Below are 16672 nucleotides of genomic sequence, written 5' to 3'. Positions count from 1 at the left end.
ATCGCGATTGGGTCGCGACAGGAAAAGCTTACGAGCCCACTCCGCCGAGTACAAGGCAATTCTAGCGTTTCAGACGATTATCGGAATTGTCCGATTCGAAAAATGGGATGTGGTCGATTCAACGGTCGGAAGGTGCGAAATTTGGACAACTTGTCCGCGGGGCGTAGTCGGTAAGCACCCGAACCTGCGCTTCGCGCACGGCCTCATTTCCGCACGAGATCGCGCCCTCAACTGCACGTCTGGCGGTTCTTCACGCCACGAAACGTCGTTGTCCGGACCGCAACACCTATTCGCAGGCAGACAGATACACCCGGATTCGCCGCCAGAATGGGGTAAATCCCATTTTTCACTGTGATTTGTCGTATTTCTAAGCTTTGTTTGATAAAACCGCGCTTTTGCGTCGCGCAAAGCGCGTCTCCTTTTGCTTCGAGACCCTTGCTTTTCGCCGCCCCCTTGGGCGTTGCTCGGAACGTGCCGCCCTGCTGACGCTGCAGACACATAGCGCCCTCGCGCGGCAGTCCGCAGATTCCGCGCAGGCGTGTGCGCCCGCCGAATTCCCGAACCGTCGAAACCTGGAGACGCGATACCGATGTCCACTGCAAGCGAACCGAAATGCCGCGTATGCGACAAACAGGGCCTGCTCATCATGCCCGCTCGCTATGCGATCGCACCGCTCGACATGGGCCTGCCGCCGGTGGCCGCGCCACTCAAAGTCGAGGATGCCGCACGCGGCGTCGGCAAGGGTAAAAAGCAGGACCTGACGCTGCACGGCAGCGCGCAATACACCACGCGCTTGCTGCGTTGTGGCTACCTGTACGTGTACGACGAAAAAAATGACACGATGGCCTCGTACTGGATCTCGCAGGAAGGTTACTACCTGCGTTTACTGGAGGGGGCCACGATATCGGAGCAGGATAAGTCGATAACGCCGTGCGCCTACGCCGGACATAAGGAGTTGGCCGGCTGTATCGCGATCGCCGATGCCGGGCGGGTCGGCACCCTCTGGCTGGGATTTTCCGACGTGCAGTGGACGAAGGTCGTCATCGATGCGCACCGCGGGCCTGCCGGCAAGGCGCTGCGCGAACTGCACATGCGTGCCTTCGATGCGGGCGCGTGGCTCAAGGCCCATGGCGCGCCATCCGGCGCTACAACCAGCACCAAAGCCAGCACCGGCAGTAAAAGCCTCAGTAGCTCCCGAGGCAGCACCCCGCACGCGGTGAGTCTCGACGTGCTGGCGAGCACGGTGGCCGAGTACGCCCCGGTGTCGATGCATATCAGGGGCAGGGCCAACCCCTTCGCGCCGCCTTCGGCGCCGGCGTTTCATCTGCGCATGGGGCAAGCCGAGAGCATGCAGGATACCTGCCGCCGGCGCAGCCCCGGCATGGCGGCCGCCGTCGTCGTGCTGGACGACGCGGCAGGCGTCGCCCAGGATCTCGCCGCTCTGATCGATTGGCACGGCGAGCGCCTGCGCGACACGCGCGTGGAGCGGGGGAAGTACGACAAGGCGAGCGGGTACGGCCCCTATACCACGACGTATCGGCACCTGTCGGCGCTGGACGGCGCGATTCAGTTGTTGCGCACGACCCATGACGAGAAGGTCAAGAAGCAGGTGTTCCGACAAACAGAGGCCCACGCCGACCAACTTCAGGGGTATCGGAACGTCGCTATCGCTCGAGGCGCGGCGTACGCGAGGATGATGCCCGCCGAGGCAAGGCGCAACCCGGTCGCCAGTGTCTTCGCCAACCAGGATTCCGCCGAATCCGCAGAAATGCTGGCACTGCTTGACGCCGCGAACCGAAATCCGACGCCGCAGGCGATCCAGGCTGCGCAACAGGCGTCTTGGGCTGGATACCAGAAGCGGATCAAGACCGCTCCGTACGATGCATGGAAGGCCGAATATCGGGCGGCCACGGATGCCCTGGAGAAACAGCATATCGAGCCGTTGGCGCGGGCGCATGCCGCATGGATGCAGAGCAACCTGCTGGCCAACAAGCTCGACAGCACGCACGACGGCAAGGTTGTGCTCAGCGGCGACGCCTACACGGAAACCCTGCAGCGCTGCATCGGACCGACCCAGGACATCGACGGGTGCGCGGCGGTGTATCTGCAGTGGCTCAAGGGGGATATCACCGACCGGGCGAATCTGCTGTTGCGCGCGCTGGTGTTGCGCCAGGATGAGTTGATCGGCGCGATGGCGGCGGCACCGCTGCACCCGGATAGCTTGCCGTGGGAGGCGCTGTTCGAGCAGTACGCCAGTCACCTGGCGCCGTTGCTCAAGCCGTCGCTGGACGCGCGGGTCAACATGCGCGTGGCGCAGGAGGCCTTCGAGCAGGCCAAGGCCGAGCAAGCCGCAGCGCTCAAGGACTTCATCAACGCGACGGGATATGAGCGACACGCCTTACTGCCGTCGAATCATCCGATGCGGGTTGAACTGGAGGCGGCCGATGCACGCGTGCAGGCGGCGCGCGAGCAGGCTGAGGCGCAGCGCGACGCGGGAAAAAAGGAGACGCCCGACTCGGTGTCGATGCTGCTCGCGCAGTTGGGCGGCCCCATCGCTGCGGCGCTGCGCGAGTTCAACAACAACGCAGCGGAAAAGGCAGTGGCACGCTGGATGGCGATCATGGGGGTAACGCTGAGAACCCCGGTGGGGGTGGTCGTGGTCACCGGCAAGGTGGCGGACACCACCAAGTTTCTGGCGAAGACCCTTGTGCAGAATCTTGCGGCGGCGGGCGAGCGAAACGGCAAGCCGTGGTCGGACAGCCAGATCCGGCAGCAGACCAGGTACGCCGAGCGGCAGGTGGTGGGGAGTTATGCGAGCGGCAATATTGGCGCGTTTGAAACGGCGTCCTTGGGAAACGGGGTGAAAGCCAAGCTTGCCGTGTTCATTACCGACGACATGCACGAGAAGATAGCAGCCATCCCGGACCCGTCGAAGAAGGTGGCGAAGCTCGTCGAGTCGGTGACGACGCCGAAAAGTCTGCACGAGTATGCCGTGCTGAAGGTGGGGCGCGCGCCCGTGGCCGGTGCGGTGGCGCAGGGCATCGTGACGGCCGTCGACGTGATTGGCAAGTGCACGGGCTGGGAACAGATGCTCAAGGCCGAGGCGAAGGCGCTGTCGTTCGAGAAGTCCCGGGAGCAGGACGCGCGCGTCACGCTGGGCGGCGCGCTATATGTGGCCGCGCTCGGGGAAGCGCTAGCTCGTGTCGTGAACATCCATGGCACGTGGCGCAATGTGCATGCGACCGGAATGAGTGGACGAGCCATGGGCGAGAAGATCGCCAAAGGCGCCGGAACCGTCTTGAAAGGAGCGTCGATGCTGACGGCCGCGTTGTCGGCCGTGATGGGGGTACTGGATTTGGTGGATGGGGCCAAGAATCTCCTGCACGAGCGATGGGCGCTAGGTGGGCTTCAACTGGTTTCTGGGGTGACTGGCGGGGCTGGGGCGATTCTTGCGTTCTGGGCGGCTTTCACAGGCGCGATTGCTGCGAGCGTGGTCGCCGGATGGCTTTTGGTGGCAGCTATGGTGCTAGCTGCCTTGGGCATGGCGATCGACTACGTCAAGGGTGACAAATTCGCACAGTGGCTGGAGCGCGGTTATTGGGGCACGCTGCCTTCCGAACGCTATGCCAAGCCTGACACGGAACTGGCCGATTTCAAACTGGCGATGCAGGAGGCGCAATGAGCGCAACAATCCGCAAGCATGGACCGCTGAGTGAGCAGGACCGTGAATGGCACCAGCCGATAGATGTGCGGCACGAGAATCCGCACGCGTCGGGGCAACTCATCCGGATGAATTCCACTTACCTGGAACTGGTGGACGTGTCGCACGCGGATCGCGGCATGATGAGTGCAGCCGGGGTTTGGGCTATTGGGATGTGCGCAGGTTTCTTGAGTTTCAGTTTGTACGTCGTCATCTTTTTGAACTACCTGAATCCGAAGTGGAATCGCAGCGATGAAACGGAAATGCTTGTGTTCATGGCGTTTGCGACCGTCTTGTTGTCACTAAGCATTACCGGGGTCGTTGTCCTCAACCGAAAAATCGGCGAATGGTTCGGCTACACGCATTACCCAATACGTTTTAGCCGTCGAAACCGGATGGTCTACGTTTTTCGCGGCGATAGCACCGTGCTGGAAGTCCCATGGGATGACGTGCATTTCGCCCTGCGGGTGAATAGGGAAGTGCTCAACGTGCGTGTGTTCACCATGTGCGGCCTGGTATTGAAGGACCCGGAAAATGTCCAGGAAACGTTCTTGTTCGGTTACGCATCGACGTGCAAGCAGGACTGCATCGACAACTGGGAATTTGTTCGTCGCTACATGGAAGAAGGCCCCCAGGCGGTGATGGCTGCACCAGGTTTCAAGTACCCACTACCGATCGCGGACAAGCGCGAAACGCTATATCAGGGCTGGATAGCATTGCGGAGCACATACGAGGGGCGGCCAACCGTCGCGCTCCTCTTTCTGCCCTTCCGCCTGCTGTTCATCATCGGCCGCCAGGTGCGCCACCTGACGTGCAAGGTGCCACTATGGCCGGCAAACGTGGAAGCCGCATGCGAAATCGATTCGTGGGACCAATATGTGCGAGATTCGAGCACGAATCCCGTGGGGTATCGATAGTAAGGTAATCGATGGTCGGACGCCGTTGTTTCGCGAAATCCCAACACCCCGCCGACGCCTGCCGGGCCAGCCGAATCACGAACGGACCGTCTGCCACAGCATGATCCTCGCAATCCCCGAGCCAGCGATCAAAAATTCTCCGCATCGTATGATCGAGTGAGGACGCCGCGGCGCTTCACCCCGCGTTGCGTCATGCCCAGACGCTGTTCACGGTATTCAGTATGTGGCTCACCAGTTGCGGCTGGCGATGGGTATCCGTCTTGGCAAATACGGCCGAGAGTTGGGCCCGCGCGGTGTAGCGGGAAATGTCCAACGACTGCGCCGCTTCCGTGAGGCTTTCCCCATTCGTCAAACGTGCGGCGAGTACGGCCTCGGCTCGCGTCAAGCCGAAAAGCTCCACCAGCACGCCCGCAGAGACTTCCGGCTTCTGGTCGGCGTCCCGCACAAGAAGGAGCACTGCGGATGCCGTTTTCTCCCCCAACGCCGCGCGCACACCGTAAGGCCGCACCAGCACACTCCAATGGCGCTCCCCGCCGCGACGAATCCGGAATGACCGGGCGGCGTCGCCGGGTCCTTCACTTGCGGCAGCCGCCGCCAGCGTTGTGCGCAACAGTCGTTCGCTCTGGGGGTCGAGGCAACGGACAACGCCGTTCCATAGTCGGAAGCCGTCTTGCTGCGCCAGCCAGCGATCGGCCACGGCATTTTTCAGCAACACCCGGCCGTCCTGACTGAGTACCAGACATCCCACCGCCAGTTGTTCGGCGGCATCGTCAAGCACGCTCAACTGGTATTGCTGATGGGCGAATCGTGCGTAGATCGCAAAGGCGGTCCTCAGGCGCGGCGCCAGTGCCTCCAGTATTTTCTGTTCGCGCTCGCCGAATCGAGGCTCTCCCTCCCGCCGGGCGCCGCGCAGCCTGAAGATCATGCCTGTCACCGGCTCCGCCAAATCAAGCCCGATCAGATCGGTGACCTGACCGTACGTGTGCAGGTATTCGTAATACCCGGGATGCCGATCGGCCAGCTCCGCCTCGCTCATCATGCGGCTGAGAATGCACACCTCGCCTTCCGGCAATTCCAGAAACGGCGACGCCTCGAACACCCGTTCCTGTAATGCCACGATGGCGTCCGCGTGCCCCTCCAGCGTCACGAGCACGCCCGGATCGCCCGAGCGCGGCTTGCGAAGCACCAGGGTGGCGTGGTGACAAGGGATGTACTGCTCCATCGCCTCCAGGAAACTCACCCATGGCGGGTTTTCCAAAGTGCAGGCAAACAATGCGTCGATGAGACGCATCAGGCCACGCGATGCCGACGGCGTTCTCATCGGCAGCCGGTGATGTGCGCTGACAACGACGGACGCAACGACAGTTGGCACGCCAGGGCGCCGGGCATCTGTTCGATCCTGAACACGTCTTGCGTCCTTCCGGTTGCATGATGAACACGTATCTTCGCCGTTCCTTCTCCATTCCTCATCACCCGTATGCATTACACGCTTCCCCTAGGGCGCCCGTTCGCCCGCGTAGTGCATTTGCCCGATGTGCCGCGCACGGCCCGCTGGCACGCTGTGATCTCCGACAAGCCCGGCACCGACCACGGATGGGAAAACGCCATGCTGATAGAACAACGCTCGACGACCGACACGACCGAAGCGCCCGCCCGGCCGGCCCACGGGCGCCGCTATCCGATCTACGTGCTGCTGGTGCTGACATTGGTATCGTGTGTCAGCGCACTCGATCGGCAGATCTTCTCCATCCTGGCCCAGTCGATCAAGCATGACCTCGGCCTCACCGACACCGAGATGGGTTTTTTGTTCGGCACGGCTTTCGCCGTCTTCCATGCGTTGTTCGGTCTGATGCTGGCGCGCCTGGCCGACGGTTGGAGCCGTCAGCGCCTGATAGCCGCCGCGCTCGTGGCCTGGAGCGCGATCACCGGCTTCAATGGCCTTGCCGGCAACTTCTGGCAATTGCTGGCGGCACGCATGGGCGTGAGCATTGGCGAATCGGTAGCCTCCCCCGCTGCGTTCTCGCTTTTGGCGGAATGGTTTCCCGCGCGCCGCCGGGCCACGGCGCTGGCGGTCTATTCGGGCGGTGCGTTTGTCGGCGCCGGTCTCGGACTCGCACTGGGCGGCGCGGTCGCTCACGCGTGGGACATGCACTTCGCCGGCGCCGCGCCGCTGAATCTGCGCGGCTGGCAGGTGGCGTTCTTCGCCGCCGGCGCCCCCGGGCTATGCCTGGCGCTATGGGTACGCACGCTGCGCAGCCACGCGCCGCGGCTGCGAGACGCCCGGCTCGCGCCACTCGTCTGGCGTGAGATGCGGCTGGCAGTGCCCCCGCTAAATTGTCTTGCGGTCCTGCAACAGCGCGACGGCGCGCTGCTTCGGGACAACCTTGTCCTGATGGCCGCGCTTACAGTGCTGGCCTCGGGCATCGCAAGCTGGTCGGGCGATTGGGTGCAGTGGCTGCTGCTTGCGCTGGGCGTCTATGCCGCGGGTACCTGGCTGCAACTGTTGAACCGCAGCGAACCACAGGTCGCCGCCCTGTTCATTCGCCGGCGCACATTGACGTTCCTCTCGCTCGGCTGCGGTTTCGCCAGCGCGATCAATGCAGCGACCGCGATGTGGATGGCCCCGTTCCTGATTCGCACCTACGGATTGAACATTGCCCAGGCGGGGTGGCAATTGGGCGTGGCATTCGCGGCGTCGGGCTGGCTGGGCGTGATTATTGGCGGCGTGGCCGCGGACCGCCTGCGCGAAATTACACCGCGCGGACGCATCCATGTCGCCACGCTCGCCACTGCGCTTCCCCTGCCGTTCCTGTGGCTGAGCATTCACGCGGCCACAGCAGTTGGCGCGGTTTCCTGGCTCTTCTTTGCAAACCTGTTCGCGACCTTGTGGGTGGCCGCCGGCTCGACCAGCGTACAGGAACTGACGCCGCTTCATGCGCGTGCGACGGCGTCGGCCTTCTATCTGCTGGTGGTGACCTATGTCGGCATGGCGCTTGGGCCCTACACCGTCGGCAAGTTGTCGGACGCCCTCGGAAACCTTGGCTCGGCCATCCTCTCGCAGGCCTGCGTCACGGCCGCGCTTGCCTGCCTGTGCTTCGTGTTCGCCGCCCGTCACGTGGCGCGTGAACAGCTCCCGGAATAACCATTGCAAAGGATCGATTTCATGTCCACCATGACCGGCGGCGATGCCGTCTACCAAGCCCTGAAGGCAGCCGACGTCACGTGCGTCTTCGGCATCCCCAGCCAGCACAATCTCGGCCTCTATGACGCGCTTTGCCGTCACGGCGACATTCGGGTCATCGGCACCCGGCACGAACAAGGCGCCGTGCACGCCGCCGACGGCTACGCGAGGGCCACGGGCAAACTCGGCGTGGCGATCGCGAGCACCGGCCCCGGCACCGTCAACACGATCAACGGCCTCTACGAAGCGGCCTTTGCCTCGTCACCTGTGCTTCTGATCACGACCCAGATAGACACGCGGTATCTCGGCCGCGGCAAGGGTTTTATTCACGACGCCGATCAACAACTGACGATGCTGCGCACGGTGACGCGGCGCAGCGAACGGGTACTGCACGTGCGCGACATTGCGCCGGCACTGCACGGTGTGATGCGCGATATCCATTGCGGGCGTGCGCAACCGGGTGCCGTGGAAATTCCGACGGATCTGCTGCTCGCACCGCTGCCGCAACAAACGTATGTGTACGACCCTCCAGCGCCGCTGCCCGCCGATGGCGCCGCGTTGGACAACGTCGCGCAGCGCATTCGCGACAGTCGCAGGCCGCTCATCTGGGTCGGCGGCGGCTGCGTCAGCGCCAATGCCGCCGATGCCGTGCGCCGATTGGCGCAGCGTATGGGCGCCCCGGTCGTAAGCAGCGTCAACGGCCGTGGCGTACTGCCCGCCGGGCATCCGCTTTACGCCGGTTGCCAGACCCACCTGCCCGCATTCAACGATTTGTTGGCGCAGGCCGATCTCGTGCTCGCCATCGGCACGCGTTTCCAGGCGCTGGCGAGCCAGTATTGGCAGCAGCCGATGCCGCGGAACCTGATCCACATCGATGCGGACGTCGGTGTCATCGGACGTAACTATCCACCGGCGTTGTCGGTGGTGGCGGACGCCCGGCTGGCGGTGGAGGGATTGCTTGAACGCCTTCCCTCACATGCGGCCGACAGCGAGTTCATCGCGCTTGCGCAGGACATTCGCGGCGCCTTCACAACGACGCTGCAACGAATGATCGGCCCCGATCATCAGCGCATTGTCAGCACCATCGAAGCCTTGTTGCCGGCCGATAGCCCTGTGGTGTGCGACGCGACCATCACCGCGAACACCTGGGGCAACTATCTGCTTGCCATCCGCGGCCCGCGCATCGGCCACTACAGCACGGGACTTGCCATCGGCCCCGCCCTGCCGCTGGGTATCGGTGCCGCGATCGGCACCGGCAACAAGACACTGGTCATCCACGGCGACGGCGGCGTCATGCTCAACCTTGCCGAAATCGCGACGGCCGTCGAGACCCGCGCGCCGATCATTCTCTGCGTATTTAACGATGGGGGTTACGGCGTGCTCAAGGGCCTGCAGCGAGTCACGACCGGCCGACCCTACGCGGTAGACCTGCACACCCCGGACTTTGTCGCGGTGGCAGGCGCCATGGGCATGCCGGGCTGTTTGGTCCGCTCGACGGAGGCCTTTGCGCAAGCGTTGGAAACGGCGCTCGCGACGGACGGTCCGTACCTGATCGAGATTGACCTGAACAGCCTCGCCCCTATCCGCATGTTCGGTTGAGGCGATGACATGACACATAGACGCCTGTATGCCGGCAGCGATCTTTCCCGTGCCGTGACGATTGACGATCTGCGCCAAATGGCGCGCAAGCGCCTGCCGCGTTTCCTGTTCGAGTATGTGGATGGGGGCGCCGAGGACGAACTCACCTTGCGGCGCAACCGGGATGCATTCGCCCGCCACACGCTCCAGCCATCGACGCTGGTGGACGTCTCGAATCGCACGCAAGCTGTCGAACTGCTCGGCAGGCCGGCGGCCGCTCCCCTGGTGATTGCGCCCACGGGCTTTAACGGCATGCTCAGCCAACGCGCAGATGTCGCACTTGCACGCGCCGCCGCCAAGGCAAGCGTTCCGTTTACGCTCAGCATGGCGGCCAACGTGCGGCTCGAAGACGTCGCCACGGATGCCGGCGGCAGGCTATGGATGCAACTCTACTGGGTGCGCGATCGCGACTTCATCCGCAGCCTCGTCACACGCGCTGAAAAGGCGGGCTTCGAAGCGTTGGTGCTTACCAGCGACGTGCAGGTCTCCGGCGGCCGTGAATGGGACCGCCGCAACTACCGCGCAGGCATGCAACTCTCGCTGCGCAACAAGCTTGACGTGCTCGCCCATCCGCGATGGCTGTGGCACATGCTCCGCGAAGGCGGCCCGCCGCGCTTTGCCAATATCCGCGAGTTGGCCCCCCCTGACGCAAGAACGGTGATCGACGACATGATGACCCTGGGGCGCAATATGGACCCCGCATGCAACTGGGACGACCTGCGCTGGCTGCGCTCGATTTGGCCTCGCCGTCTTCTGGTGAAGGGCATCCTCTCGGTGCCCGACGCTGAACGCGCCATCGCCCATGGTGCCGACGGCGTGATCCTGAGCAATCACGGGGGCCGCCAATTGGACGGCGCCATCAGTGCGCTGGAGACTCTGCCGGCGGTGCGCCACGCGCTGGGTCCGGACGCCACGATCCTGGTCGATGGCGGCATTCGCCGCGGTGTGGATGTGATCAAGGCGAAAGCGCTCGGCGCAACCGCCGTCATGACCGGACGCAATTGCCTTTACGGCGTGGCCGTTGCCGGCGAGGCCGGCGCGCTGCGCGCCCTCGACATCATCCGTCAGGAAACAGACCGCGCGCAGGCCCTGCTCGGCGTGCCGGATATCAACGCGCTGGATGAACGCGTCTTGTCCGGCCGAACCCCTATCGGATTTGCGCCGTTGCGGCGCGAACTTTCTCAAGGAGTCACCTGATGCAAGCCACTGTTCGCGTACCCGTCGTCATCCGCGGCCGGGTATTGGAAGATTGCAATGTGGAATTCGGCGGCCGCCACGACGACGTGCGCTTCGTAGTTCCCGACATCAGACCGCACCTGGCCAGCCTGTTGCTGCGCAACCCTTCGCAGATGGCGGATCTGCATGCCCTGCGTTTCGACGACATTGTCGACTACCTCGCGCGCCTGGGCGAGCAGTTGGACATCCACCGCAACGCGCATCTGCAGGCGGCCTTTGCGTTGTCGTGCCGGACCTCGGGGCTGTCGGCGCCGATTCTGCGCTATTTCTACGAATCCATTCCGGCTTCTTTCCTGCCGGCTGTCGTGCGGGAGACTGCGGACCGCCTCGTCGGCATCGATTATCTGGAGGGATGGGTGCCGCAGCCGTCCCGCGTGCACAGCGGCGAGCCCACGCGCATCCGTGCCTTTGGCGCGCGCTGCGTGCATGTCATCGCCGGGAATGTGCCGATGGTGGCAGTGGGTACGGTGATCCGCAACGCCTTCACCCGCTCCGACGCGATCATCAAGACACCGTCCAACGATCCGCTCACGGCCATCGCCATCGCGCGAACAATGGTGGACATGGCCCCCGATCATCCGCTGACGCGCCACCTCAGCGCGGTGTACTGGAAAGGCGGAGATGAAGTTGTCGAACGTGAAATCTACGATCCGCGCGCCATCGACAAGATTGTTGCGTGGGGCGGCTTCGCCGGCATCAAGCATGTCAGCGGGTACCTCCAGCCGGGTCTCGACCTGATCACGCTCGATCCCAAGCACAGCGCGACCCTCATCGGTCCCGAAGCGTTTGCGAGCGATGAATCGCTGCACCATGTCGCGAAGCGGCTGGCACTCGATATTGGCGCGATGAATCAGGAGGGCTGCGTCAATGCGCGCGTGGTCTACGTCGTGTCCGGCACCGACGATGCCGGACTCGGGCGCATCGAGCGTCTCGGCCGATTGACGTTCGAGGCGCTGCAGGCACTGCCGGAGCATCTGAGCACACCACACAAGGCGTTCGATCCGGCGCTCAAGGACGAAATCGATGGCCTGCGCTATGCCAGCGACGAATACGTCGTGTTCGGCGGCAAACGTGATGAGGGCGCGATCATCGTCTCACGGACCGATGCGCCCGTGGACTTCGCACGGAGCCTCGCCTGCCGCGTCGCCAATCTGGTTCCGATCGACGACGTCGAGGTCGCCGTCAGGTCGGTCAATGCATACACGCAGACCATCGGGATCTTCCCGGAGACGTTGAAAATCCGCTTGCGCGACCGCCTCGCCTATCAGGGCGCCCAGCGCCTCGTTTCACTTGGCGCCGCCGCCATCTTCGAAGATGCCGCCACACCTCAGGACGGCATCGAGCCCGTACGCCGCATGTGCAAGTGGATCGTCGAGCAGACGTCTGACGCGTCCATGCTCGAAGCACTCGCCACGCGTACCTGAGCGCCACAGGAGCCACCCATGCCTACCCTTGCCGACAGTTTGCTGCTGGACCCCAAGTCGTACATCGAAGCCAACTACGATGCGGGCTACCGTCTCACCCGCGAGCAACTCGAAGCGGTTCACCTGACAGGGGCGCGACAGCGCTTCGAGATGCTGCGTGACCGCATCCCGGTGCTGCGCAAACTCGCCGAAGAACAAGGCGTGACAGCGATTCATTCGCTGGACGACGTCGTGCCGCTGTTGTTTCCCCATACGGTTTATAAGTCCTATCCGTTCTCCATCATCGAGCGGGGGCACTTCGAGCGCCTGACACGTTGGCTGAACGGCCTCACTGCGTGCGACCTCAGTGGCGTGGATCACGGCGACATCGACAGCATCGACAGCTGGATCAAGCGCCTCGATGACAGCACCGAACTGAGACTGCTGCATACCTTCGGCACCAGCGGCAAGCTTTCCTTCGTGCCGCGCACCGCCCGGCAATGGGTGGAGGCGAATCGCCTGACCGCTCACTGCGTGCGCGACTGGCATGGCCCGGGTTCGGGCCCCGACCTGTTCAGCGCACGCATGCCGATGGTACAGCCGGGCTACCGGTTCGGCGCCGGCGCCACCTACCGCGGCGTGGAACAGATGGTGACGCAATGGGCCGGGGGCGACGCCAATGCCCTGTTCCTCTATCCGAACGAATACTTCAGCGCCGATATCGCGTCGCTGGCCGGGCGTCTGCGCGCGGCCGAATCCCGCGGCGAGCAGGGCCAACTGGAACTCTCCGCGTCGCTGCTGGCACGTCGTGAAGAATTTGCCGCGCGCGAGCAACAGCGCCCGGAACGCATGAAGCAATTTCTGGAGGCCGCCCTGCAACGCTTTGGCGGCTCGGACATCTGCCTGTTCGCGGTGTGGCCGCTTCTGTTCGAATGGGCGGAGCAAGCGTTGGCCAAAGGTGTGCGCCGGGCCTTCGGGCCGGGCAGCATCCTCATGAGCGGTGGCGGCAGCAAGGGGCGTGTATTGCCCGACGACTACCGTGAGCAGATCTTCTCGTTCCTCGGCTTCGAGCGAGTGTTCGAGTTCTACAGCATGAGCGAACTGATGGTGAGTTGCCCTCGTTGCGAGCACGGCCATTATCACATCCCTCCCGTGCTGGTGCCATTCGTGCTCGATCCCGACACTGGCCGCGCACTGCCGCGCGAGGGCACCCAAACCGGCCGCTTTGCCTATCTCGACCTGTTGCCCGATTCGTATTGGGGCGGCTTGGTCAGCGGCGACGAGGTCACCATCAGCGGCTGGGATACGCCGTGTGAATGCGGCCGGCACGGCCCCTACCTGAGCGGCACCGTACGCCGCTACAGCGAAAAGCAAGGAGGGGTCGACAAGATCAATTGTGCGGGTGCGCCCGAGGCACATGATCGAGCGGTCGAGTTTCTCCTGTCTTCAACACAAAATGGATAACGTAATGCACCCTACCCCTTCAAATCGGCACCTGCGCGTTGTCGTCCTCGGCGCCGGCATGTCAGGCATCTTGTGCGGCATCAAGTTGCGGGAAGCCGGCTATACCAACGTGTCCATCTACGAAAAGGCGTCCCGGCCGGGCGGCACGTGGCGAGAAAACACGTACCCGGGCCTGACCTGCGATGTGCCGTCCCACGCCTACACCTACTCATTCGAGCCGAATCCGGACTGGAGTCACCAGTTACCCCCGGGCGCGGAAGTGCAGGACTACTTCGAGCGTACCGTCAAGAAGTACAAAGTGGATGAGCTGATCCGGTTCGATCAGGAAGTCACGCGTTGCGAATTCGTCGACGGGCGCTGGCATCTGGAAACGAAAAATGGACTGCGTGACGAAGCCGACGTCGTGATTGCCGCGACCGGTGTTCTCCACCACCCGCGATACCCCGACATCCCCGGGCTGAAGACATTTGAAGGAAGCCTGCTCCACAGCGCACGATGGGACCACAGCGTAGCGCTGGATGGCAAACGCATCGGCATCGTGGGTAATGGTTCCACCGGTGTGCAGCTTGTTTCGGCACTGGCGCGCCGTGCCAGCAAGCTCAAGCACTTTCAGCGAACCGCCCAGTGGATCATGCCGGTGGAAAATCCCGCATTCACTGAAGCGCAGAAGCAGGCATTACGCGATGATCCGGCGCTGCTCAAGCGCATGCAGAACGATGAAACGTATATGGCCAATGTGGAACGCTTCACCACGGCCGTCGCCAACGCCGAGTCGCCCGAAATGGCGGCAATCGAAGCCATCGTGCGGGAAAACCTCGAGCGCAGCGTACAAGACCCGGTCCTGCGGGAGCAGCTGCGCCCCAATTACCGCGCCGCCTGCAAGCGGTTGATCTTTTCTCCGGATTACTATCAGGCGATTCAGCACCCGAATGCGGCGCTGGTCACCGACGGCATCGAGACGATCACGCCGAATGGCGTGCTGACGCGCGACGGCAAACTGCACGAGCTGGACGTCATTGTCCTCGCCTCGGGTTTCCACGCAGACCGGTTCATGCGCCCGATGCAGGTGATCGGACGCCATGGCAAATCGCTCAACGATGCGTGGGCCAAGCGGCCGAATGCGTATCTCGCAGTGGCCATCCCCCAGTTCCCCAACTTCTTCATGCTCAACGGCCCCACGAGTCCCGTCGGGAACTTCTCACTGATTGACGTCGCGGAAAACCAGTGGGGCTATATTGCCCAGCTTCTCGAACCGCTGAGTTCCGGCGAGTGCCGCGAGATCACGGTCACGCAGGCCGCGTTGGATGAATACGAGCAGGCCCGCCTGGCTGCAGCAAAAAACACCATCTTCGGGTCGGGCTGCAATAGCTGGTACCTGGACGCTGAAGGTGTGCCCGCCACCTGGCCATGGAACTACGAGCGCTTCAGGAATGCGATGAAGGCGCCCAAACTGGATGCCTTTGAAATGCGCAAGTAACTGCGGTACTCAGGCGCGCAAGCGCGCCTGAGCAGTGGCGTGCGCCTCAGGTCACCGGCGCCGGGTTGAACAGCACCAGCGCGTTGTGCAATCCGAGCTTGTCGGCGCACACCTGCTTGCGTCCGCTTGCGACGTCCAGGATCAGGTGGAACAGCTCCCAGCCGATATCGGCAATGGTCGCCTCGCCGGTAGCGATACGGCCCGCGTCGAGGTCGATCAGGTCATGCCAGCGCTCGCTCAGCGCCTTGCGTGTCGACATCTTGATGACCGGCGCCATGGACAGCCCGTATGGCGTGCCCCGCCCCGTGGTGAACACCTGGAGGTTCATGCCCGACGCCAGTTGCAGCGTGCCGCACACGAAATCGCTGGCCGGCGTCGCCGCGAAGATCAGGCCCTTGCGTCGGATGCGTTCGCCCGGACTGAGCACATCGACGATCGGGCTGGTGCCGGACTTGACGATGGAGCCCAGCGCCTTCTCCACCACGTTGGACAGCCCGCCCTTCTTGTTACCGGGCGATGGGTTGGCGCTGCGGTCTGCCTGACCGCCGCTCAGGTAGTCGTCGTACCACGCCATCTCGCGCAGCAGGGCGCGGCCCACGTCTTCGTTGATCGCGCGCGGCGTCAGCAGGTGGATCGCATCGCGCACTTCGGTCACTTCGGAGAACATGACCGTGCCGCCGGCCCGCACGATCAGGTCCGCCGCAAAGCCGACCGCCGGGTTGGCGGTCACGCCCGAGAACGCATCGCTGCCGCCGCATTGCACGCCCACCACGAGGTCCGATGCCGGACAGGTTTCGCGGCGCCGCCGGTTCAGGTGCTCGAGCCGGTTTTCCGCCATGTCGAGGATGGCATCGATCATGCCGCCAAAGCCATCAAAGGCTTCGTCCTGCAAGCGCAGCACGGGCGACTCCGCGGTGCCCGCCACTTCAATCGGAATACGGCCGCCGGGCGCGAGCTTTTCCGGCACCAGCCGCTCCGGCACGAGCTTCTCGCAGCCCAGCCCGATCACCATCACCTCGCCGCCAAAGTTCGGATTGAGCGCGAGGTTCTGCAAGGTGCGGATCGGCACGATGGCCGCCGGTGCGTTGATGGCGACACCGCAGCCGTAGGTGTGATTGAGCGCAACCACGTCGTCCACGTTGGGGTAGCGCGGCAGCAGTTCGCGCTTGATGCGCGCGACCACGTAGTCGGTCACGCCTGCCACGCACTGCACGCTGGTCATGATGCCGAGCACGTTGCGCGTGCCGACCGTACCATCGACATTGCGATAGCCCTCGAAGGTGTAGCCGTCCAGTGGCGGCAGTTCCGGCGCGGCGCGCGTGGCCAGAGGCAGATCGCCCAGCGCAGGCGCGGATGGCAGGCGCACCGCGTGCTCGTTCACCCACGCGCCACGCGGCAGATCCCTTACCGCGTAGCCGATGATTTCGCCATAGCGGACCACGGCGGCCCCTTCGGCGATCGCCTGCAGCGCGACTTTGTGGCCCTGGGGCACGCCTTCGATCAGCACGGTACCGTCGTCCAGCGCCGTGCCCGCCGGCAGGCCGCGCGCATTGACGACAATCGCGACGTTATCGCTGTCATGCACGCGGATGGAAAGCGCGCGCTCCACGCCGGTGGCGCCGCTTACGGGGGAATCAATCGACATCATACGTTCCG

Annotated in this window: 10 protein-coding genes; 8 read left to right on the top strand and 2 right to left on the bottom strand. The window is 63.8% G+C overall.

What is annotated here, in order from left to right; translation table 11 throughout:
* The first annotated feature begins 589 nt into the window (after positions 1-589).
* Both PTE30175_RS15850 and PTE30175_RS15845 read left to right on the top strand, forming a co-directional pair.
* Positions 590-3682 (top strand): T6SS effector BTH_I2691 family protein, encoded by a 3093-nt coding sequence (locus PTE30175_RS15850; protein ID WP_150698033.1) that lies wholly within the window; start codon positions 590-592, stop codon positions 3680-3682.
* Positions 3679-4617 (top strand): DUF6708 domain-containing protein, encoded by a 939-nt coding sequence (locus PTE30175_RS15845; RefSeq protein ID WP_150698032.1) that lies wholly within the window; start codon positions 3679-3681, stop codon positions 4615-4617. Before PTE30175_RS15850 ends, PTE30175_RS15845 begins: the two co-directional genes overlap by 4 nt.
* A gap of 190 nt (positions 4618-4807) precedes the next feature.
* Here the strand turns inward: PTE30175_RS15845 and PTE30175_RS15840 are convergent, their stop codons facing one another.
* Positions 4808-5989 (bottom strand): helix-turn-helix transcriptional regulator, encoded by a 1182-nt coding sequence (locus PTE30175_RS15840; RefSeq protein WP_150698031.1) that lies wholly within the window; start codon positions 5987-5989, stop codon positions 4808-4810.
* 234 nt (positions 5990-6223) lie between these two features.
* Between PTE30175_RS15840 and PTE30175_RS15835 the strand changes: the two genes are divergently transcribed.
* From PTE30175_RS15835 to PTE30175_RS15810, 6 genes are read left to right on the top strand one after another with little or no spacing between them, the layout of a single operon-like run.
* A complete protein-coding gene (locus tag PTE30175_RS15835; protein ID WP_191629096.1) occupies positions 6224-7759 on the top strand; it encodes an MFS transporter in 1536 nt (511 codons plus the stop codon).
* Positions 7760-7780: 21 nt separating this feature from the next.
* On the top strand, positions 7781-9397 hold the full coding sequence (locus PTE30175_RS15830; protein ID WP_150698029.1) for a thiamine pyrophosphate-binding protein: 1617 nt from the start codon (positions 7781-7783) through the stop codon (positions 9395-9397).
* 9 nt (positions 9398-9406) lie between these two features.
* Positions 9407-10633 (top strand): alpha-hydroxy acid oxidase, encoded by a 1227-nt coding sequence (locus PTE30175_RS15825; RefSeq protein ID WP_150698028.1) that lies wholly within the window; start codon positions 9407-9409, stop codon positions 10631-10633.
* Positions 10633-12096, top strand: a complete 1464-nt coding sequence (locus tag PTE30175_RS15820; RefSeq protein ID WP_150698027.1) for an acyl-CoA reductase — start codon at positions 10633-10635, stop codon at positions 12094-12096. The genes PTE30175_RS15825 and PTE30175_RS15820 overlap by 1 nt, the downstream gene beginning before the upstream one ends.
* Positions 12097-12114: 18 nt before the next feature.
* Positions 12115-13539: a long-chain-fatty-acid--protein ligase gene (locus PTE30175_RS15815; protein WP_150698026.1), complete on the top strand. Its 1425-nt coding sequence runs from the start codon at positions 12115-12117 to the stop codon at positions 13537-13539.
* A gap of 4 nt (positions 13540-13543) precedes the next feature.
* Positions 13544-15016: a flavin-containing monooxygenase gene (locus PTE30175_RS15810; protein WP_150698025.1), complete on the top strand. Its 1473-nt coding sequence runs from the start codon at positions 13544-13546 to the stop codon at positions 15014-15016.
* Between the two features lie 46 nt (positions 15017-15062).
* On the opposite strand, the gene garD is transcribed toward PTE30175_RS15810, so the two are convergent.
* Positions 15063-16661, bottom strand: a complete 1599-nt coding sequence (gene garD, locus PTE30175_RS15805) for a galactarate dehydratase (RefSeq protein ID WP_224788803.1) — start codon at positions 16659-16661, stop codon at positions 15063-15065.
* Positions 16662-16672: the final 11 nt, after the last annotated feature.

The sequence above is a fragment of the Pandoraea terrae genome (assembly GCF_902459695.1).
GTDB classification, from domain to species: domain Bacteria; phylum Pseudomonadota; class Gammaproteobacteria; order Burkholderiales; family Burkholderiaceae; genus Pandoraea; species Pandoraea terrae.
The sequence above is the reverse complement of the archived record's forward strand: the minus strand, read 5'-3'. Positions and strand labels throughout refer to the sequence as shown.